Source organism: Burkholderia sp. PvR073 (genome assembly GCF_054055695.1).
Map to the genome: position 1 here is coordinate 713,481 of NZ_JBSRXO010000001.1, position 19,819 is coordinate 733,299.

The 19,819-nt window shown below is 69.2% G+C and carries 18 protein-coding genes; 11 read left to right on the top strand and 7 right to left on the bottom strand.

The features are described from left to right. Nucleotides 1–17: 17 nt before the first annotated feature. Nucleotides 18–1,067, bottom strand: a complete 1,050-nt coding sequence (locus ACVK00_RS03130) for an AraC family transcriptional regulator (protein ID WP_354123188.1) — start codon at nt 1,065–1,067, stop codon at nt 18–20. A 148-nt stretch (nt 1,068–1,215) separates the two neighbouring features. Between ACVK00_RS03130 and ACVK00_RS03135 the strand changes: the two genes are divergently transcribed. From ACVK00_RS03135 to ACVK00_RS03160, 6 genes are all read left to right on the top strand, one after another. Beyond that, a complete protein-coding gene (locus tag ACVK00_RS03135; protein ID WP_284891130.1) occupies nt 1,216–2,637 on the top strand; it encodes a coniferyl aldehyde dehydrogenase in 1,422 nt (473 codons plus the stop codon). Nucleotides 2,638–2,662: 25 nt separating this feature from the next. Further along, nucleotides 2,663–4,390 (top strand): GMC family oxidoreductase, encoded by a 1,728-nt coding sequence (locus ACVK00_RS03140; RefSeq protein ID WP_284891129.1) that lies wholly within the window; start codon nt 2,663–2,665, stop codon nt 4,388–4,390. Continuing rightward, entirely contained in the window at nt 4,377–6,827 is a 2,451-nt protein-coding gene (locus tag ACVK00_RS03145; protein WP_284891128.1) for an alpha/beta hydrolase fold domain-containing protein, read from the top strand. Before ACVK00_RS03140 ends, ACVK00_RS03145 begins: the two co-directional genes overlap by 14 nt. Nucleotides 6,828–7,007: 180 nt before the next feature. Continuing rightward, nucleotides 7,008–7,154: a low molecular weight phosphatase family protein gene (locus tag ACVK00_RS03150; RefSeq protein WP_284891127.1), complete on the top strand. Its 147-nt coding sequence runs from the start codon at nt 7,008–7,010 to the stop codon at nt 7,152–7,154. A gap of 248 nt (nt 7,155–7,402) precedes the next feature. Further along, entirely contained in the window at nt 7,403–7,735 is a 333-nt protein-coding gene (locus ACVK00_RS03155; protein ID WP_284891126.1) for a type II toxin-antitoxin system RelE/ParE family toxin, read from the top strand. After that, nucleotides 7,732–8,061 (top strand): addiction module antidote protein, encoded by a 330-nt coding sequence (locus tag ACVK00_RS03160; protein ID WP_006752118.1) that lies wholly within the window; start codon nt 7,732–7,734, stop codon nt 8,059–8,061. The genes ACVK00_RS03155 and ACVK00_RS03160 overlap by 4 nt, the downstream gene beginning before the upstream one ends. Nucleotides 8,062–8,076: 15 nt before the next feature. On the opposite strand, the gene ACVK00_RS03165 is transcribed toward ACVK00_RS03160, so the two are convergent. Next, nucleotides 8,077–10,095, bottom strand: coding sequence for an LssY C-terminal domain-containing protein (locus tag ACVK00_RS03165; protein ID WP_284891125.1), 2,019 nt, complete (start codon nt 10,093–10,095; stop codon nt 8,077–8,079). A gap of 187 nt (nt 10,096–10,282) precedes the next feature. Here ACVK00_RS03165 and ACVK00_RS03170 point away from each other — a divergent pair, with 187 nt between their 5' ends. Continuing rightward, nucleotides 10,283–11,335 carry an RNA-guided endonuclease InsQ/TnpB family protein gene (locus ACVK00_RS03170; protein WP_354123304.1) on the top strand — a complete coding sequence of 351 codons (1,053 nt, stop codon included), beginning with the start codon at nt 10,283–10,285 and terminating at the stop codon, nt 11,333–11,335. 51 nt (nt 11,336–11,386) lie between these two features. Here ACVK00_RS03170 and ACVK00_RS03175 read toward each other — a convergent pair whose 3' ends face one another. Further along, a complete protein-coding gene (locus tag ACVK00_RS03175) occupies nt 11,387–11,839 on the bottom strand; it encodes a hypothetical protein (RefSeq protein WP_228909083.1) in 453 nt (150 codons plus the stop codon). Between the two features lie 306 nt (nt 11,840–12,145). On the opposite strand from ACVK00_RS03175, the gene ACVK00_RS03180 reads away from it, so the two are divergent. Together ACVK00_RS03180 and ACVK00_RS03185 are read left to right on the top strand one after the other, a co-directional pair. Beyond that, nucleotides 12,146–12,793, top strand: coding sequence for a response regulator (locus ACVK00_RS03180; RefSeq protein ID WP_006755807.1), 648 nt, complete (start codon nt 12,146–12,148; stop codon nt 12,791–12,793). After that, entirely contained in the window at nt 12,790–14,583 is a 1,794-nt protein-coding gene (locus ACVK00_RS03185) for a sensor histidine kinase (RefSeq protein ID WP_284891503.1), read from the top strand. Before ACVK00_RS03180 ends, ACVK00_RS03185 begins: the two co-directional genes overlap by 4 nt. 125 nt (nt 14,584–14,708) lie before the next feature. Here the strand turns inward: ACVK00_RS03185 and ACVK00_RS03190 are convergent, their stop codons facing one another. The 4 genes from ACVK00_RS03190 to ACVK00_RS03205 all read right to left on the bottom strand — a co-directional run bounded on the left by ACVK00_RS03190 (nt 14,709) and on the right by ACVK00_RS03205 (nt 17,583). Further along, nucleotides 14,709–14,984 carry a YlcI/YnfO family protein gene (locus tag ACVK00_RS03190; protein ID WP_011660247.1) on the bottom strand — a complete coding sequence of 92 codons (276 nt, stop codon included), beginning with the start codon at nt 14,982–14,984 and terminating at the stop codon, nt 14,709–14,711. 40 nt (nt 14,985–15,024) lie between these two features. Beyond that, nucleotides 15,025–16,335: an MFS transporter gene (locus tag ACVK00_RS03195; protein WP_284891501.1), complete on the bottom strand. Its 1,311-nt coding sequence runs from the start codon at nt 16,333–16,335 to the stop codon at nt 15,025–15,027. 103 nt (nt 16,336–16,438) lie between these two features. Then, nucleotides 16,439–17,455, bottom strand: a complete 1,017-nt coding sequence (locus ACVK00_RS03200) for an ABC transporter substrate-binding protein (RefSeq protein ID WP_284891500.1) — start codon at nt 17,453–17,455, stop codon at nt 16,439–16,441. Then, a complete protein-coding gene (locus ACVK00_RS03205; RefSeq protein WP_354123189.1) occupies nt 17,452–17,583 on the bottom strand; it encodes a hypothetical protein in 132 nt (43 codons plus the stop codon). Before ACVK00_RS03205 ends, ACVK00_RS03200 begins: the two co-directional genes overlap by 4 nt. A gap of 131 nt (nt 17,584–17,714) precedes the next feature. On the opposite strand from ACVK00_RS03205, the gene ACVK00_RS03210 reads away from it, so the two are divergent. After that, nucleotides 17,715–18,380 carry a response regulator transcription factor gene (locus ACVK00_RS03210; protein ID WP_228909069.1) on the top strand — a complete coding sequence of 222 codons (666 nt, stop codon included), beginning with the start codon at nt 17,715–17,717 and terminating at the stop codon, nt 18,378–18,380. Then, entirely contained in the window at nt 18,367–19,788 is a 1,422-nt protein-coding gene (locus ACVK00_RS03215; RefSeq protein ID WP_228909067.1) for a sensor histidine kinase, read from the top strand. The genes ACVK00_RS03210 and ACVK00_RS03215 overlap by 14 nt, the downstream gene beginning before the upstream one ends. Nucleotides 19,789–19,819 lie beyond the last annotated feature (31 nt).

Below are 19,819 nucleotides of genomic sequence, written 5' to 3' on the forward strand. Positions count from 1 at the left end.
GGGGGATGCGCGTGGCGCTACGCCGCGTCGGGGCGGGCGCCGTCGCGCAGCAGGCCGCTGCGATAGGTGCCCGGCGGCACACCATACCAGCGCTTGAACGCCTGCGAGAAGCTCGACAGGTCGCTGAAGCCGAGCCGCTCGGCGACTTCCGTCAGCGACAGGTGGGCATCGCCGAGCAGCGTCTCGGCCATCGCGCCGCGCGCCTGCGCGAGCAGCGTGCGGAACGTCGTGCCCTCCTCCTGCAGCCGGCGCTTCAACGTGCGCGGGCTCGTGTTCATCAGCCGCGCCATGTCCTCGAGCGAGAACGGCACGTTGCCGGGCGTCGCCGTCAGGTATTGCCGCACCATCTCCGACGTGCCGACCCGCGCGCGCCGCGCCTCGACCAGCTGACCGCACATCTGCTCGCACATCGAGACCGTCAGCGGGTTCGCATGCGGCAGCGGCCGGTCGAGAAACCCGCGGTAGAACGCGAGGCTGTTCGCACGCGCGCCGAACGCGGGTTCGACACCGGCGATCCGCGGTGCGGGCGCGCGTGTGGACGCGGGTGCGCTCGCGGCCTGCATCGTGAAGCGCGACAACGCGAAATCGTCGCCGCCGATTTCCTGCAGCAGCACGGCGGCGGCCGTCATGTCGCGTTCGACGAAGAACCGGCTCAGGTCGGCATCGAGCTCCGGCGCGCCGAAATTGAGCACGCACGCCTGCGACTCCTCGCGGTACGTGATCACCGTGAACGCATACGTGAGTGGCAGGAAGCGCATCGCGAGCGCCAGCGCGTCGCGCGCGGTCGCGCTCGCGATCAGCCCGTAGCCCCACACGCCGTATGCGGAGAAGTGATAGCGCTGCCCGACCTCGAACCCGAGGCCCGGCGCACGCCCGAGCGCGCGCAGGAGATTGCTGGTCAGCCGCAGTTCCTGCGCGGCCGTCACCTCGACGTTCGGATCGTCGAGCTGCGCGTCCGCGAGGCCCGTGCCGGCCAGCAGCTTCGTGCGCGACACGCCGCGCTCGTCGCCGAAATCGACCAGCAGCCGGGCACTGGCCGGACTCCGGGTGAAGTCCCAGAAGCTCATGCGGAGAAACCCTCGAAGCGCCGATTTGGCCCAAATACTAAAACAATTGTCCCGAAGCAGCATTGGTGTTTTCCCATGCGGCCCGCACCATCGGCGTCATCAGTCGTCGCCTGAACGACACCAACGCCCCGCCCCCGGAGGAGACACCATGCGACCGAGTCGCCCGACCGATCTCGCGGTCCGCTTCGAACGCCAGCGCGAAGCATTCGCCCGCGACCCCGCCCCGCCGCTCGCGATCCGCCTGTCGCGGCTCGATCGCCTGCGCGCGCTGCTCGATACGCATGAAGCGTCGATCGTGCGCGCGATCGACGCCGATTTCGGCGGACGCTCCGCGCACGAAACGCGCCTCGCCGAACTCTTCGTGGTTCGAAGCGGCCTGCGCCATGCCCGCGCGCACCTGCGGCACTGGATGCGCGAACGTCGCATGCCGACCGCGCCGCACTTTCGCCCCGGCTACAACCGGCTCGTGCCGCAGCCGCGCGGCGTCGTCGGCGTGATGGCCCCGTGGAACTATCCGCTTCAGCTCGCGATCGGCCCCGCGGTCGCGGCGCTCGCCGCCGGCAATCGCGTGCTGGTCAAGCCGTCGGAACTGACGCCGCGACTGTCGGCCCTGCTCGACACGCTCGTCGCCGACGCGTTCGACGCCGACGAGCTGGGCATCGTGACGGGCGACGTCGACACCGCGAAGGCGTTCGCGCGCTTGCCGTTCGACCATCTGTTCTTCACCGGCTCGACGGCGGTCGGGCGCGACGTCGCGCAAGCCGCGGCCGCGAACCTGACGCCCGTCACGCTGGAACTCGGCGGCAAGTCGCCCGCGATTCTCGACCCGTCGTGCGACGTCGCGCACGCGGCCGGGCGCATCGCGTTCGGCAAGCTGCTCAATGCCGGCCAGACCTGCATCGCGCCTGACTATCTGCTGGTGCCGGCCGGCACCGCCGAGACCGTCGCCGCGCGCCTGTCGGACGCGATCGCGCGCCGCTACCCGACGCTCGCGGGCAACCCCGACTACACGGCGATCATCGGCGCACGGCATCGCGACCGCCTCGCGGCGCTGGTCGACGACGCGCGCGACGGCGGCGCGCGCGTGCTCGAAGTCAACCCGGCCGGCGAACGCTTCGCCGCGGGCGCGCGCAAATTCGCGCCGACGCTCGTGCTCGGCGCACGCGACACGATGCGGGTGATGCGCGAGGAGATCTTCGGCCCCGTGCTGCCGATCGTCGAATACACGGACCTCGACGACGCGATCGATCGCGTGAATCGCGGCCCGCGCCCGCTCGCGCTGTACTGGTTCGGCCGCGATGCCGCGCGCCGCGACCGCGTGCTGCGCGAAACGGTGTCGGGCGGCGTCACGGTCAACGACTGCCTGTGGCATCTCGCGCAGGAACACCAGCCGTTCGGCGGCGTCGGCCCGAGCGGCATCGGCGCGTATCACGGCAAATGGGGCTTCGACACCTTCAGCCATCACAAGCCCGTGTTCCACCAGGCTCGCCACAGCGGCACCGCGCTGTTCCACCCGCCGTACGGCAGGACGTTCGAGCTGCTGCTGCGCGTGCTGACGCGCATCGCGTAATCCATCGACCATCGGAGACGATTCCATGAGCAAGACTTTCGACTACATCGTCGTCGGCGGCGGTTCGGGCGGATGCGTCGTCGCAGGGCGACTGACAGAGGACCCGGCCGTGACCGTGTGCGTGCTCGAGGCCGGCGGCCGCGGCGACAACGCGGTCGTCAACGTGCCGACCGGCTCGGTCGCGATGCTGCCGACCCGCGTGAACAACTGGGCGTTCGAGACCGTGCCGCAGCCCGGGCTCGGCGGGCGCATCGGCTATCAGCCGCGCGGCAAGGCGCTCGGCGGTTCGTCCGCGATCAACGCGATGGTCTACATTCGCGGCCATCGCGTCGATTACGACGGCTGGGCCGCGCTCGGCAACGAAGGCTGGTCCTACGACGACGTGCTGCCGTATTTCCGCCTGAGCGAGCACAACGAGCGCTTCGACGACGCCTTTCACGGCCGCGACGGCCCGCTGTGGGTCAGCGACTTGCGCACCGGCAACCCGTTTCATGCGCGCTACCTGGAAGCCGCGCGGCAGGCCGGCCTGCCGCTCACCGACGACTTCAACGGCGCGCAGCAGGAAGGGGTCGGCCTCTATCAGGTCACGCAGAAGCACGGCGAGCGGTGGAGCGCGGCGCGCGCGTATTTGCTGCCGCACGTCGGCCGGCGCGACAACCTGACGGTCGAAACGCACGCGCAGGTGTTGCGCATCCTGTTCGACGGCACGCGTGCGACGGGTGTCGAGGTGCGGCAACACGGCGAAGTGCGCACGCTGCGCGCCCGGCGCGAAGTCGTGCTCGCGGCCGGCGCGCTGCAGACGCCCCAGTTGCTGATGCTGTCGGGTGTCGGTCCGGCCGGCGAACTGCAGCGGCTCGGCATTCCGGTGCGCGCCGACCGGCCCGGCGTCGGCCGCAACCTGCAGGATCATCCCGACTTCATCCTCGGCTACCGCACACGCAGCGTCGACACGATGGGCGTGTCCGTGCGCGGCGGCCTGCGCATGCTGCGCGAGTTCGCGCGCTTTCGCCGCGAACGGCGCGGAATGCTGACGTCGAATTTCGCGGAAGGCGGCGGCTTCCTGAAAACGCGGGCCGGTCTCGATGCGCCCGACATCCAGCTGCACTTCGTCGTCGCGCTCGTCGACGATCACGCACGCCGGCTGCACGTCGGCCACGGACTGTCGTGCCACGTGTGCCTGCTGCGACCGCGCAGCCGCGGCTCGGTCACGCTGCATGGCACCGATCCGCTCGCCGCGCCGCGCATCGACCCCGCGTTCTTCGACGACCCGCGCGACCTCGACGACATGGTCGCCGGCTTCCGGCTCACGCGCCGGCTGATGGCGGCACCGGCGCTTGCCGAATGGATCACCCGCGACCTGTTCACCGCGAACGTCACGACCGACGACGAGATCCGTGACGTGCTGCGCCGGCGCACCGACACCGTGTATCACCCGGTCGGCACCTGCCGGATGGGGCGCGACGCGCTCGCGGTCGTCGATCCGCAATTGCGGGTGCACGGCCTGCAGGGGCTGCGCATCGTCGATGCGTCGATCATGCCGACGCTGATCGGCGGCAACACCAATGCGCCGACGATCATGATCGCCGAGAAGGCCGTCGACCTGATCCGCGGCGCGCGGCGCGTGCCGGCATGCTCAGCGGCCGATACGGCGCGCGAACCGGCCGCTGCGCCGATGCACCGCGACCCCGTTTATGCATCGTGCGCGTCGCATGATGCGATCCAGCCCGAGGAGATTCGCCATGTCGTCGCCTGAAACCGCACGTCCCGCCGAACCGGCCGCGCCGCTGTCGGCAATCATCATCGGCGCCGGCTTCGCCGGCATCGGCATGGCCATCGCGCTGCAACGGGCCGGCATTCACGACTTCGTGATCGTCGAACGCTCGCACGACGTCGGCGGCGTATGGCGCGACAACTGCTACCCGGGCGCCGCGTGCGACGTGCCCTCGCATCTGTACTCGTTCTCGTTCGAACCCAACCCGAACTGGTCGCGCGTATTCGCGCCGCAACCTGAAATCCATGCGTACCTGCAGCACTGCGCGCGCAAGTACGGTCTTGCACGCCATCTGCGTTTCGGCGCCGAGGTCGAGCGCGCGCAGCATGACGAGGCCCGTGCGCTGTGGCACGTCACGCTCGCCGACGGCACGACGCTCAGCGCCGCCGTGCTCGTCAGCGGCACCGGCCAGTTGAGCCGCCCCGCGATGCCCGACCTGCCCGGCATCGACACGTTTCGCGGCCGCGCATTCCACTCCGCGCACTGGGATCGCGACTATCCGCTCGCCGGCAAGCGCGTGGCGGTGGTCGGCACCGGCGCATCGGCGATCCAGTTCGTGCCCGCGATCGCCGGCGAGGTCGAGCGCCTCGTCGTGTTCCAGCGTTCGCCGGCCTACGTGATGCCGCGTCCGGATCGCGCGTATCGCCCGTGGGAGCAGGTGCTGTTCCGCCGGCTGCCGTGGGCGATGAAGCTGCATCGCGCGTCGATCTACGTGCGCTACGAGTCTCGTGCGATCGCCTTCACGCGGCTGCACGGGCTGATGAATGTCGCGATCGGCCGGCCGTTCCGCAAGCTGCTCGCGCGCGACGTGCGCGACCCGGCGCTGCGCGCGCGGCTCACGCCCGACTATCCGATCGGCTGCAAGCGGGTCCTGCTGTCGAGCGACTACCTCGCCGCGCTCGACCGCGACAACGTCGAGCTCGTCACGCAGCGCATCCGGCGCGTGACCGAGACCGGCATCGAAACCGACGACGGCGTGCACCATCCGGTCGACGCGATCGTCTACGGCACCGGTTTCGCGGCGACCGCGTTCCTGTCGCCGATGCGCATCACCGGCCGCGACGGCCTCGACCTGAACGATGCATGGCGGCGTGGCGCGCAGGCGTATCTCGGGCTCACCGTGCCGGGCTTCCCGAACTTCTTCATGCTGTACGGCCCGAACACCAACCTCGGCCACAACTCGATCGTCTACATGCTCGAGAGCCAGATCGCGCACGTGATGCGCTGCGTGCGCGCGATGCGGCGCGACGGCGCGACCGCGATCGATGTCGACCCGCGCCGCTACCGGCGCTTCAACGCGCACGTGCAGCAGCGGCTCGCGGGTTCGGTGTGGAGCGGCTGCAAGAGCTGGTACGTCGATGCGTCGGGCCACAACAGCACGAACTGGCCCGGCTTCACGCTGACCTATCGATGGATCACGCGCTTCACGGGGCTGTCCGCGTATCGCTTCACGCAGCCGCTGCCCGGCACGGCCACGCCGACGCACGGCGCCGTCGTCGCGCCGCCCGCCGGTCGCATGGAAGCACTCGCCGCCGCCTCGCTGCGCGGCTTTCTGCGCGTCGCGTTCCGGCCGCTGATCGGGCCGCCGTTCGGCGCGCGCATGCAGCGCCGCGTCGTCGCGTTGCTGTCGCCGCTGATGCCGGGCGCGGGCGGCACGCTGCGTTACCGGACGTCGGCCGCCGGCGTGCCGGTCGAAGTGATCGCGCCGAAGCGCGGCGACGCGGGCGGCGCGATCCTCTACCTGCACGGCGGCGCGTTCTGTCTCGGCGGCCCGCACACGCATCGCGGCGTGACGACGCGGCTCGCGACCGAAGCCGGGCTGCCGGTGTGGGTGCCCGACTACCGGCTCGCGCCCGAGCATCCGAGCCCGGCGGCCCTCGACGACGCCCTGGCCGCATACGATGCGTTGCGCGCGCTGGGCTACGCGCCGCACCGGATCGCGATCGCCGGCGATTCGGCCGGCGGCGCGCTCGCGCTTGCGCTCGCCATCGCGCTGCGCGAGCGTGGCGAACCCGCTGCCGCCGCGCTGCTGCTGATCTCGCCCGTGACTGACCCGACGCTGGGCGGCGACACGCTCGCATCGCGCCGCCACGACGATCCGATGATCCGTCGCGGCTGGCTCGAACAGGGGTTGCGCTGGTATCACGGTACCGGCTCGGTGGCCCCGCGCGGCCCGCTCGACACCGACTTGCGCGGCCTGCCGCCGATCCTGGTGCAGGCCGGCGACCAGGAAGTGCTGCTGTCGGATGCGCAGCGACTGGCGGCGCATGCGCTCGCGTGCGGCGTGCCGTGCCGGCTGGAGATTCATGCCGCGCGCTGGCATGTGTTTCATCTGCAGGCGTTCTATCTGCGCTCGGCGCGGGACGCGTTGCGGACGCTGGCCGGGTTTGCCGCGCAGCGGGTGACGGCGACGGCGTAGTGATGCCAGCGCTCGAGGCCGCGGAGCGCGGCTTCGGCGCAATGCCGCGTCCGTGCCTCGGTCGACGCAACTGAACGCGAACGATATCAAGCACACCGACGTGATCGTGACGATGAGCGACAAGCACACGGAGAAGGTGCTCGCGCTCTGGTCGCGCTCCATCCGTCGGCCGCCGACAAGGTGTCCACGCTCGCCGGATACGCGACCGGCGAGCACAAGGACGTGCCCGACGCGTGGGGCAAGCCGATCGACTTCCCCGAATCGGTGACCGCGCAGCTCGACGAGCAGTCCCTCCTCCGCACGGCGCGTATCCTCACGCGCCGATGAGATCGGCCGTTCGGCCGAATCGTCATCGCATGCCCCGAATGAAAGAATGATCCTCGTTCGGGAAGCCGGCCTCATCGCCCGAAACCCCACGTCGCAAAGGCTCTGCGGGCATCCCTGAGCAGCGCCCTTGCGACGTGCTTCGTCTCGATTCGGCAGTCGGCCCGCTTACGCGTCACTTCATCAGTCTCATCCGGCAGGCCCCGCCATCACATCGATACCCCTATCCTTTATGTAGCTTATAAGTTACAATGCTCTCCAAGTTCGAACTGCTTCGCTATCAGCGCGACGACGGTCGCGAGCCTTTCACCGAATGGCTGAACGCCGTCCGCGACAAGGTCATCCAGGCACGGATTCGCGAACGCCTGCGACGCGTGCAGACCGGCAATTTCGGCGATTGCGAGCCTGTCGGCGAAGGCGTGGTCGAACTGCGCATCCACGTCGGTGCCGGCTATCGCGTGTACTTCGGCCGGTACGGCAGCGCGCTGATCCTGCTGTTGTCCGGCGGCGACAAGCGCAGTCAATCCGACGACATCCGGCGTGCGCACGAACACTGGTTGAACTGGAAACGGAGGCAAATGTGAACAAGCTCAAAGGCGCGGTCTCGCACCACGACGCGGAAGTCGCCGAACTCGGTGCCGACCGCGAGCTCGCGGTGGCCTATCTGCGCGTCGCGATGGAATCGCTCGACGATCCCGACAACCGCGCGGCCGCGCTGCTCGCGCTGCGCACGGTCGCGGAAGCGTACGGCGGGCTCGGCGCGGTCGCGGCCGAAGCCGGCATCAGCCGCGAATCGCTGTATCGCACGCTGTCGCCCAACGGCAACCCGACGCTGAAAACCCTGCTCGCGGTGCTCAAGACGGTCGGCCTGCGCCTGTCCGTCGTCCCCGCGCAACCGGCGCACGCCTGACGCGTTGCGCGCGCTTCACGGCTGCACCATCCACACGAGCACCATCGCGGGCGGCGCCGTGCTCGTCCCCGCCGGCGGCCGCTCGATCGTCGGCTCGACCTTCAGCGCCTGCGCGATCGTCGCCGCATCGTCGAGCGTCGTCGTGCGCACGACCGTCATCAACCGCACGGGCCGATGCAGCGTCTCGCGATACAGCGCGCCGTACCACAGCGGCCGCGTGCCGAGCGCATCCTGCAGCACGTACGGATAACGCCATAGCCGCAGCACGAGGCGGCTGTCCGGATGGGCCGCGTCGGCGCGCACGAACACGCGGCGCGTGCTCTCGCCGTGCGTGTAGCGCGGCAGCACCGGCAGCGTATCGGCCGGCGCCTGCGGCGACAGCCAGCGCAGCGCGGTGGCGGGCGACCACGGCGTCGCGCGCTGCCAGCCGGCCAGCGACAGATGGCGGTCGAGCGTGTCCGACGTCGCGCACCATTGCAGCGGCAGATATTCCTCGCGATCGCCGCCGATCTCGGTGCGCCGCGTCGGCACGCGCTGCCAGCCGCCGCGCATCCACTGGTCGACGGTCATCGCGACGACGTCGCCGACATGCGGACGCGCCGCGCGATCGAGCTGCCACTGCGCGGGCACGGTCCACACGCCGGCGGTGGCGAGCACGACGAGCACCGCGACGAGCGCGCCGCGCGGCTGCACGTGTTCGCGCACCCCCCAGTACGCATGGGCGCCCGCCAGCACCGCGAACCACGCGAGTCCGAGGCTCCAGCCGCCGAGCAGGCCCGACAGCCACGTATCGCCGACGTAGAGCCGCGCGAAGCCGCCGAGCACGATCCACAGCACGACCGCCGTCACGACCGGGATCCGCCACGACGCGGGCCGCTCGCGCGTCAGCACCCAGCCGATGCCACTGCTCGCGAGTATCGCGAATGCCGCGTCGGCGTCGGGCAGCGCCACGTGCAGCGCGCCGGGCGGCAGGCTCGCAGGCGACGTGCCGGGCAGGCCGGCGCCGAACGCCGGCACGAGCACGATCGCGATGCCGACCGTCGCGAGCCACCATGCGGACGTCACCCAGCAGCGATGGATCATCAGCCAGACGAGAAACGCGGCCGCAACGATCAGCCCCGTATCGTGGCCGTGCAGCACCGCGAGCGCGCGCATCGTGGCATCCACGGGCGGCGTGCGCAGGTTCTGCAGGAACGCATACAGCGCGATGTCCGCGTGCGTCAGCGGATCGTTCGCGACGACGTCCTGCACGATGCCGGCGAACAGCCACACGCAGCCGACGAACAGCAGCGCGAACACGGGCACCGCGCCCGGCAGGCGGCGTACCTTGTCGATCGCGTCGTGCAGCCATTCACCGAAGCGCGGCCAGCGGCGCGCGGATGCATGCACGGCCGCGCCGGTCGCCTGGCACAGCAACGGCCAGCCGCGCCGCAGCGCCAGGCGCACGCCGAACCACACGAGCGCGACCAGCGCGGCGACCACCAGCAGGATCGCGGCGACCCGCACGCTGATCGCCGCGGCCAGCGCCGCCGACGCGCCGAACACGATGCCCGGCGCGACGTGCACGGGTGCCCAGATCAGCGCCGACACGACGTTGACCGGATAGAACGACCGGCGCGGCAGCGTCGCGCAGCCGACCACGACCGGCACGACCGCGCGCAGCGGTGCCAGGAAGCGCGCGAGTACGATGCTCTTCATCCCGTGGCGCAGCACGAACTGCTCGCCGCGCCCATAGGCGTCCGCGTAGCCCAGCCGCACCCAGCCGTTGCGAATCGCGCCGCGGTAGCGGCGGCCGAGCTCGTAGCTGACGCCGTCGCCGACGACCGCGCCGGCGGCCGCGACGCCGATCGTCGTCCAGCCGTCGAGCGCGCCCGCGCCGATCAGCGTGCCGGCCGCGAACATCACGGCGCCGGCCGGCACGACCGTGCCGATCAGCGCGATCGCCTCGGCGCAGGCGGTAACGAACACGATCGCCAGCACGAGTACCGGATGTGCGCCGATCGCGCCCAGCCATGCGTGGATCGTGTCGCTCATCGCGGGTCGCGCGGCGTGGCGGCGCGGCGTGTCCGCACCGGGCCGGCCATGGCGTGGGGAAGGTTCATCAGAATTTGCTCCGAGAAACCCCGCCATTTCCCCCAAGGGGACTTCCTTCGGGGCGGATGGCGGGAAGGAAAGGATTGCTGTTGACAGGCAGCTTCTTCCACGGGTTAGGATCACCGGCATGATTCTTGTCTACCGCTACCGGGTGAAGTCGCTCAACGGACTGCTCAACAAGCAGAGCCGAGCGGTGGACTACGTCTGGAACTTCTGCAACGACACGCAGAAGCACGCGCTCAAGTGGAGCAAGAAGTGGCCGACGGGATTCGATCTGAACGTGCTGACGACCGGCAGCAGCAAGGCGCTCGGCATTCACTCCGGCACGGTCAATGCAACGTGCGAGCAATACGCGAAGTCGCGCAGTCAGCACCGTCGGCCCTACCTGCGCTATCGCGGCAGGAAGTCGCTTGGCTGGGTGCCGCTGAAGGGGCGTGACCTGAAGCGCGAAGGCGATGCGTTTCGCTTCGCCGGCAACACGTTTCGCGTGTTCAACAGCCGCCCGCTTCCCGAAGGCAAGATCAAGGACGGGACCAACTTTGCGCAGGATGCGCGTGGCAACTGGTTTCTCAACATCGTGATCGAGATGCCCGATGTTCAGGCCCGCCCGATCCGTTCGGGTGTCGGCATCGATCTCGGCCTGAAAGACTTCGCCACACTTTCGACCGGCGAGAAGCTGCCCAATGACCGATTCGGCCGACGCGCGGCGGAGAAACTGGCGAAAGCGCAACGGGCGCGAAAGCACAAGCGGCATATCGCGAAGTTGCACGCCAAAGTGGCGAATGCCCGTGCCGATTTCCAGCACAAGCTCGCGCTCGATCTGGTGCGGCGTTTCGATTACATCGCGGTCGGCAACGTATCTGCCGCCAAACTTGCCAGAACCAGGATGGCGAAAAGCGTCTACGACGCATCCTGGTCGTCCTTCCGAAACAAGCTCCGTTACAAGGCGATGGCGCACGGGGCCACGTTCGAGGAAGTCGACGAAAGCGGTTCCACCCAGTCCTGTTCGGCGTGCGGGTCGAAAGACAGCACGACGCGGCCGAAAGGTATCGCGGGACTGCGAATGAGAGAGTGGGCCTGCGATGGCTGTGGTGTCGTGCATGATCGAGATATCAACGCTGCGCTGAACATTCTCCGATGCGGACGTGCATCGCCAGGTGTGGGAATCTCCTGCCTTTAGGCGGGTGACGACGTCAACGGAGGGTGTGTGTGTTCGTGCGGGCCGGTGGCGTCAGTCGAACTCGTGCTGCCGCGCATCGGCCTCGAGCGGCGCATCGTGGTAGCCGACGGTCGCGATCTCGTGCAGGTAGCGCGCGAGAAACGCGCCGATCGACCCGGCTTCCTCGTACTGATGCACATGGCGGAACTCATGCGTGAGCAGGCGCCGCGTGTCGTGGCCGCGCAGCACGAACACCGCATGGCCGAGCGTGAGGCCGATCGTTCCCGGCCACAGCAGCCCGGTGTCGCGCGCGATCGCGGCCAGCGCCGGCGTGTCGGGAAACGGCAGGCGGTCGCCGACCACGACGCGGATCCGCTCCGGTTGCGCGACGCCCACGGTACGCGCGTCGTCGGCCTGCGCGGGCGTGAGCGGCACGCCCTGCGCGAGCCCGTGCGCCGCCTGCGCGTCGGCCCACGCGACGGCGTCGGGCAGCGCGGACGGCAGGATGTCGGCGAGTTCGATCATCGTGGAGGCTCCTCGGATCGCGACAGTGCAATCGGGCACCAGTTTATCTCTGAATCAGGGCGGTCCGCGACACACACCGGCCGCCGGACGGCAACGACGCGTCGGGAATACCCGCCCCATCTGGCCCTATCGCCTGTACCATTTCACGCTGATTATTTCGTTTCGAGACACACTCCACACCTCAACGTCTCAAAAATTTCCCGAAGGTGCACCTTTTCCGGCTTCGGCGGAATATATTGGTCAGAAGAACGGCCGCGGCGGCAACCGGCGGAACAGCCCGCGGCGGCATCCCGAAGAGGAACGCTAGTGATCAGGATAATTCTGGCTGACGATCACGCAGTCATGCGGGACGGACTGCGTCACATCCTGGAAACGGCCGGCGGTTTCGAAATCGTCGGCGAGGCGAGCGACGGCGCGGCCGCGCTCGCGCTGGCCGAGCGTGGCGCCGCCGACGTGCTGCTGCTCGACCTGTCGATGCCCGGGCCGACCGGTATCGAGCTGATCCGGCTCGTCAAGACGCGCGCGCCGTCGCTGCGCATGCTGGTGCTGACGATGCATGCGGAGGCGCAATACGCCGCGCGCGCGTTCAAGGCCGGCGCGACCGGCTACCTGACGAAGGACAGCGCGACCGCCGAGCTCGTCCAGGCCGTCACGAAGGTCGCGGCGGGCGGCGTCTACGTGAGCCCGCAGGCGGCCGAAAGCCTCGCGCGCACGCTGCGCGCGCCGGTCGAAATGCTGCCGCACGAACGGTTGTCCGCGCGCGAACTCGACGTGATGCGCCGCATCGTCGCGGGCCAGACGGTCACGCGGATCGCGTCGGAACTCACGCTGAGCGCGAAGACGGTCAGCACCTACAAGACGCGCATCCTCGAGAAGATGGAGCTGCCGCACGAAGCCGCGCTGGTGCGCTACGCGGTGCGCCACGATCTCGACCTCGGCGTCGACGACGCATGACGCCCCCGTTCCGCGTGCGCGCCGCAGCCACCGACGACGACGCGCCGGATCCGTCGCACCTGTTCATGTCGTCGCTGCCGCCCGGCCGGCAGGAGCGGCGGCTCGCGATCGCGATGGTGATCGTGTCGGCCGTGATCTTCGTCGCCCTCGCGCCGTTCGCGGGCATACCGCTTGCTCGCGTGTGGGGCTTCATTCCCGTGTACCAGTCGGCGATCGTCATCAACGACATGGTGACGGCTGGCCTGCTGCTCGGCCAGTACGCGATCCTGCGCGAGAAATCGCTGCTCGCGCTCGCGGCCGGCTACCTGTTCACGGGTTTCATGGCCGGCACGCACATGCTGACCTTTCCGGGGCTGTTCACGCCGACGGGCCTGCTCGGCGCGGGCGAACAGACCACTGCGTGGCTTTATCTGTTCTGGCACGGCGGCTTTCCGCTGGCGGTCGCCGCGTACGTGCTGCTGCGCGCGACGCCGCGGGCCCACCCGCCGTCGCTCGAGCGGCGCCGCGCGACGCTTCCGCTGCTGCTCTGCATCGTCATGACGGCCGGCGCGACCGGCGCGCTCGCGCTGCTCGCGACCGCCGGCCATGACCTGCTGCCGCGCATCATGCAGGGCAACCGGATGGCCGCGACGATGACGACCGCGATCACGGTCGTCTGGGCGTTGAACCTGGCCGCACTCGTGCTGATGTGGCGGCAGCGGCGGCGCCATTCCGTGCTCGACCTGTGGGTGATGATCGTGCTCGTCGCGTGGCTGTTCGACATCGCGTTGTCGTCGATGCTGAACCACGGGCGCTTCGACCTGGGCTTCTACGCGGGGCGGACCTACGGCCTCGTCGCGTCGGGCGTCGTGCTGTTCGCGCTGCTGTTCGAGAACGGCCGGCTGCATGCGCAGACGGTGCGTGCGCTCGCCGGCGCGCGCTATCAGCACCTGCTCATCGTGCAGAAGAGCGCGCAGCTCAACGACGCGAACGAACGGCTCGAGCAGCGCGTCGCGGCCCGCACCGCGCAGTTGAGCGCGTCGAACCGCGACTTGCGGCGCGAAGTCGAGGAGCGCGTGCGCGCGGAGCGGGCGCTGCAGGCGTCACGCGAGGAGCTGCGCGAGATCGCGGCGATCAGCGCGAGCGCACGCGAGGCCGAGCAGCGCCGCATCGCGCGCGAACTGCACGACGAACTCGCGCAGACGCTCGCGACGCTGAAGAACGATCTCGAATGGCTGCTCGATCACGTGCCGCAGGACGATGCGCCGCTGGCGCGCAAGATCGCGGCGATGCATACGCTCGCGCGCGGCGCGGTGACGGCCACGCGACGCATTGCATCCGACCTGCGCCCGCTGATGCTCGACGACCTCGGGTTCGCGGCCGCGATGCAATGGCTCGTGGAGGATTTCCGGCACCGTCACGGCATGGCGTGCGCACTGCACGTCGAGCCGAGCGAGCTGCAGCTCGACGAACCGTATGCGACCGCCGTGTTCCGCATCGCGCAGGAAGCGCTCGCGAACGTCGCGCGGCACGCGGCCGCGTCGAGCGCGACCGTGGAACTCGTGTACCGGGACGAGACGATCGCGCTGACGATTCGCGACGACGGTGCGGGCTTCGATCCCGGTGTGCCGCGCAAATCGGGATCGTTCGGGCTGGTCGGCCTGCGCGAGCGTGCGTATCTCGTCGGCGGCACGCTGCGGATCGATACGACGCTGGGCGAAGGGACGAAGGTGGAGGTGGATATTCCGGTGGCGTCCGCGCATGTGGCGATCGCGCATGATGGACGGGGGACGTCGCGGACGCAGGGGTAAGGCGGTCAAGGAAGCGGCGGCGGAATGCCGCCGCGGTGAGCATCAGTGGTAGTTGCCTTCCCGCTTGTGCCGACCGGCAAGGATCGTGACGGGTTCGACCGGGCGCGTCGATCGACGCCAATCGTCTAACCCGTTATCTTCGCTGCACGCGCCGCTTTCAGCATCGTCCCAAGTTCGACCTGGACTTCTGCGGCGTCGACGTATTCACCGGTGCGCCGCGCCTCCTCAGCCGACAACACGCCGCGCGCGACAAACTCGCGCTGCGAGCGCCGGCGTGCAATCGCAGCGCGCAGCGTCGATTCGACGAACGCAGACAGCGTCTCGTTTTCCGCCAATACGGTTTGCGCTTCCTCGAGTAATGTCTGATCGACTCGAAGCGCGCACATCGCCGCAGTCTTCATTGCTATCTCCGTGCATTCAAACCGCATGCACGGTAGCACATCACACCCGCGCCGCCACCATCCCCCGCTCCGAGCGCGTCCACGCGACCAGCGCGCCGATCCCGAGCAGCGCGAGACACACGATCGGCACGATCATCGGCCCGAACGCGGTGCCCGTCACCTTGCCCGCGAACGGCATCAGGTTCTGGCTGAAGAAGCCGCCGAGGTTGCCGATCGAGTTGATCGCCGCGACACTCGCCGCCGCGCGCGCGCCGGTGAAGTAGCGCGGCGGCATCGACCAGAAGCACGGATACAGCAACGGGATGCACGCGCCGCCGAGCACGAGCGCGATGAAGCGCAGCGGCGTCGACGGCAGCACGAGGCTCAGCAGAAAGCCAAGCGCGCCGAGCGCCGCGACGATCGCGATCGTGCGCAGGATGCTCTTCGCGCGGCGCAGCTTCGACGGCAGCCACACCAGCAGCAGCACCGCGAGCGCCCACGGCAGCATGCTCAGGAAACCGTTCATGGTGCTCGACACGCCGAACGATTTCACGAGCGTCGGCAACCAGTACGTGACGCCGTACAGCGACGTCGACATCAGCATGTAGGTCGCCGCGAACAGCATCACGCGCGGATCGAGCAGCGCCTTCCACGGCTGGCCGTGCTCGGCATGCGCCGGCTTCTCGCGCTCCAGTGCGGCCGCGACGATCTGCTTCTCGCGTTCGTCGAGGAACGACGCCTCGCGGAACGAGGCCGGCAACACGCGGAACACGACGATCGCGACGATCACGGCCGGGATGCCCGTCGCCACGAACACCCATTGCCAGCCCGCGAGGCCCCACACGCCGTTCAGGCTCAGCAGCACGCCGCCGACCAGCGACCCGAGCATGTTGGCGAGCGCGCTGCCGAGCGTGAAGATGCCGAGCACCTTCGCGCGATAGCTCTGCGGAAACCACAGCGTCAGGTAGTAGATCACGCCCGGATAGAAGCCGGCCTCGGCGATGCCGAGCAGGAAGCGCAGCGAGCAGAACGCCGGCATCGACGTCGTGAAGCCCATCAGCACGGTGATGAGGCCCCACGTCAGCATGATCCGCGCGAGCCACACACGGGCGCCGTAGCGATGCAGCGCGAGCGTGCTCGGCACCTCGAACAGCAGGTAGCCGATGAAGAACAGCGACGACGCGAGCCCGAACGCGGCTTCCGTCATCCCGAGGCTGTGCACCATCTGCAGCTTCGCGAAGCCGACGTTCTGCCGGTCGATGAACGCGATCAGGAACATCACGACGAGGATGGGCAGCAGGCGCCGCGCGATCTTCGACATGACGCGCTGCTCTTCGGCGGACGCGGGGTCCAGGGTTTCGGTGGCATTCATTGGGGGCTCCTCCGTGAATCGGTTGCTTGTCGGTTGAATCGGCGCCGCGCGCAACGAACGCGCAGGCGCGGTGCAGGTCGATGAAATCGTGGATCGGCGGCGCTCAGCGTGCCCGGTAGTCGTCGAGCATCGGCGCGAACATCTCGTGCCACGCGCGCGGCTTGGCCTTGATCGTGCCGGCGAGGTACAGGAACTCGACGTAGTCCATCAGCTGGTTCGGCCATACCGAGAACCGCGTGTCCGGCGCGGCGAGCATCCGTATCATGTCGTCGTGCGATACGCCGACACCCGACGACGCTGCATACAGCGCGGCCGCCGCACGCGGATCCTGCACGATCAGGCGGTTCGCTTCGTCGAGCGCGCCGAGAAACGCCGCGGCCAGCGCAGGCTCCGCATCGACGAGCCGCTTCGGCGCGAACACGACGTCGAGCGTCATGGGGCCGAGCACGTCGACCGAATTCACCACGCGATGAATGCCCGGCTGCCGCAATTCGAGCGTCGAGAACGGCGGCGACGTGAAGTGCGCCGTCACGCCGTTCTCGCGGCGGATCAGCGCCTGCATCGCCTGCGGATGCGGCAGGTTCACGGTGATCGAATCGAGCTGCGCGAAATGCTTCGCACCCAGCTGCCGGCTCGCGACCATCTGCAGCACGACCGCCGACAGCGACGTGCGGATGCCCGGCACCGCGATCCGGTCGGACGGCGTGAAGTCGCGCAGCGACGCGAGGCCCGGACGGTTCGCATTGAGCGACAGCGATGTCGTCGACAAGCCGCTGATGCCGATCACCTCGACGTTCGGAATCCCGCGCGCCCGCGCCCACAGCTCGATGAAGCCCGGCGCGCCGGCCCCCGCGAAGTCGAGCGTGCCGGCCATCATCGCGTCGTTGACGGAATTGCCGCCGTCGAGCAGCACCCAGTCGAGCGCGAGGTCGCGCAGGCCGTGCCGCGCCGCGTGCCGCTCGAACAGGCGCTGCTTCTCCATCACGAGCAGCGGCAGGTACAGCACGCCATAGCCTTTCGAGATTCGCACCGTGCGCGGCTTCGAGCGCACCAGCGACGGCGCGGCGAACGCACCGAGGCCGGCGGCGAGCAATGCGCGGCGGCGCGGCGACGTCGTCATGCGCACGCGTGCGTGCGGCGCACGGCAAGCGGCCACGCGGCAGCCGGCGTCACACCTCGCCGTGCATTGCGCCGTGCAATCGGCCGTGCATTGCGCCGCGCCTTCGTCGTGCCCATGACATGCTGCATGTTGCCGTCTCCTCTGGTATTAATGCCGTCATCGCTTGTTCCGGCTGAACACAGGTTATCGAGCGAGTCTGAGAAAATGCTGACATCCCGGCCCCGGGAAAACCCCTAACCCTCTACCTGCAAACGGCACCATGCGCATTCTCGTCGTGGAGGACGATGCCGAAATCGGCGCGGCGATCCGCAGCCGCCTCGCGCGGCTCGGCCATGCCGTCGATCTCGAAACCGACGGTTCGACCGCGAACAGCCTGCTGCGCATCGAGCGCTTCGACCTCGTCGTGCTCGATGCGAACCTGCCTGGGCTCGACGGCTTCGCGGTGCTGCGCAACCTGCGCGCGTCGGGCAGCACGACGCCGGTGCTGCTCGTCACCGCGCGCTCGGCGATCGACGACCGCGTGAGCGGCCTCGGCTTCGGCGCCGACGACTATCTCGTGAAGCCGTTCGACTACCGCGAGCTCGATGCGCGCGTGCAGGCGCTGCTGCGCCGCAACAGCGGCCATGCGAACGACGTGCTGACGCTCGGCGGCCTCGTGATCGATCGCAGCAGCCGCCTCGCGGAACTCGACGGCCAGCCGCTGTCGCTGTCGCGCCAGGAATTCGCGCTGCTCGAGATCCTCGCGAGCCGTCCGCAGCGGATCTTCTCGAAGGACGAGCTGCTGAACCAGCTGTTCAGCTTCGGCAACGAGCCGAGCGCGAACGCGGTCGAACAATACGTGACGCGCGTGCGCAGGAAGCTGCAGGGCAGCTCGGTCGAGATCCGCACCGCGCGCGGGATGGGGTATCAGATTGCCGCGCATTGACTGGTTCCCGAAGACGCTGTTCGGGCGCACGCTGCTGTTCATCGCGCTCGTCGTCGCGACCGGCGCGCTCGCCCTCGCGGTGATCGCGCGCTACTACGCGGGCGTCGCGGCCGAGCGCGCATACGACCAGTTGCTTGCGGGCGCATCGATCCAGGTCGCGGAGAACCTGTACGTGCAAGGCGGCGTGCTCGCGCTGAATCCGCCAGTCGCCGCGTTGTCGACGCTGTCGCGCTACGACCTCGTCTACTACAAGGTCGTCGATTCGCGCGGCGTCGTGGTGGCCGGCTACAACGATCTCGCGAGCTCCGCGACGCTCGCCGCCGCGAAGCAGGGCCCCGCGTTCGCGAACGCCGTCTACCAGGGACACCGGATCCGCACCGCGACGATCGCGCGCTACATGCCCGAGGAAAGCACGCCCGGCTGGGCGCTCGTGACGGTTGCGCAAACCACCAACGCGCGGCAGCAGTTGACCAACGACATGAGCATCAAGGTGTGGACGCTGATCCTGCTGATGAGCGTGCTCGCGATCGGCGCGAGCGGCCTCGCGATCCGGCGCGGGCTGCGCCCGCTCGCGCAGATCGGCACGATCATCGCCGCGCGCGACCCGGCCGATTTGCGGCCGGTGGCCGTCGATACGCCGAGCGAGATCGACGCGATCATCGGGTCGATCAACGGGCTGATGCACCGCCTGGCCGAGCGGATCAACGCGATGCAGCGCTTCATCGCCGACGCCGCGCACCAGATGCGCACGCCGCTCGCGCGGCTCGACGCGCAGATCGAACTGCTCGACGGCGAGGTCGATCCCGCGCGTCATGCGGCGCGGCTCGATGCGTTGCGTGCGACCAGCGCGGATGTCGGGCGGCTCACCGGGCAGTTGCTCAACCATGCGATGGTGATCCATCGTACCGAGGCCGTGCCGCTGCAACCGGTCGAACTCGTCGCGCTCGCGAAGGACGTGCTCGGCCGCGCGATTCCGCTCGCGGACGAGCGCGACGTGGCCGTCGCATTCGCGAGCGATTCACCGCATGCGTGGATCGACGGCGACGCAATCAGTCTGCAGGAGGCGTTGTCGAACGTGCTGCACAATGCGCTGCTGCATGGGCATGCGGACGATATCGTCGTGTCGGTCGCGACCGCGGGCAACAGCGATGATGCCGTAACGCTGACCGTCACCGACAACGGGCGCGGGATTCCACGCGAGCATTGGGACGCGGCGTTGCAGCCGTTCGTGCGGATCGCGCCGGACGGCACCGAACGCCGCACCGGGTCGGGTCTCGGGCTCGCGATCGTGCAGGAAGTGATGAAGGCGCACGGCGGGCGCGTCGGGTTCGCGTTTCCTGATGCGGGCGGGTTTGCGGTGGTGCTGACGTTTCCGCACGCGGCGGGGGCTGAAGCAGAAAAGGCATGAACAGGCGAACCTGCGCCGGCTCATGCGCGGC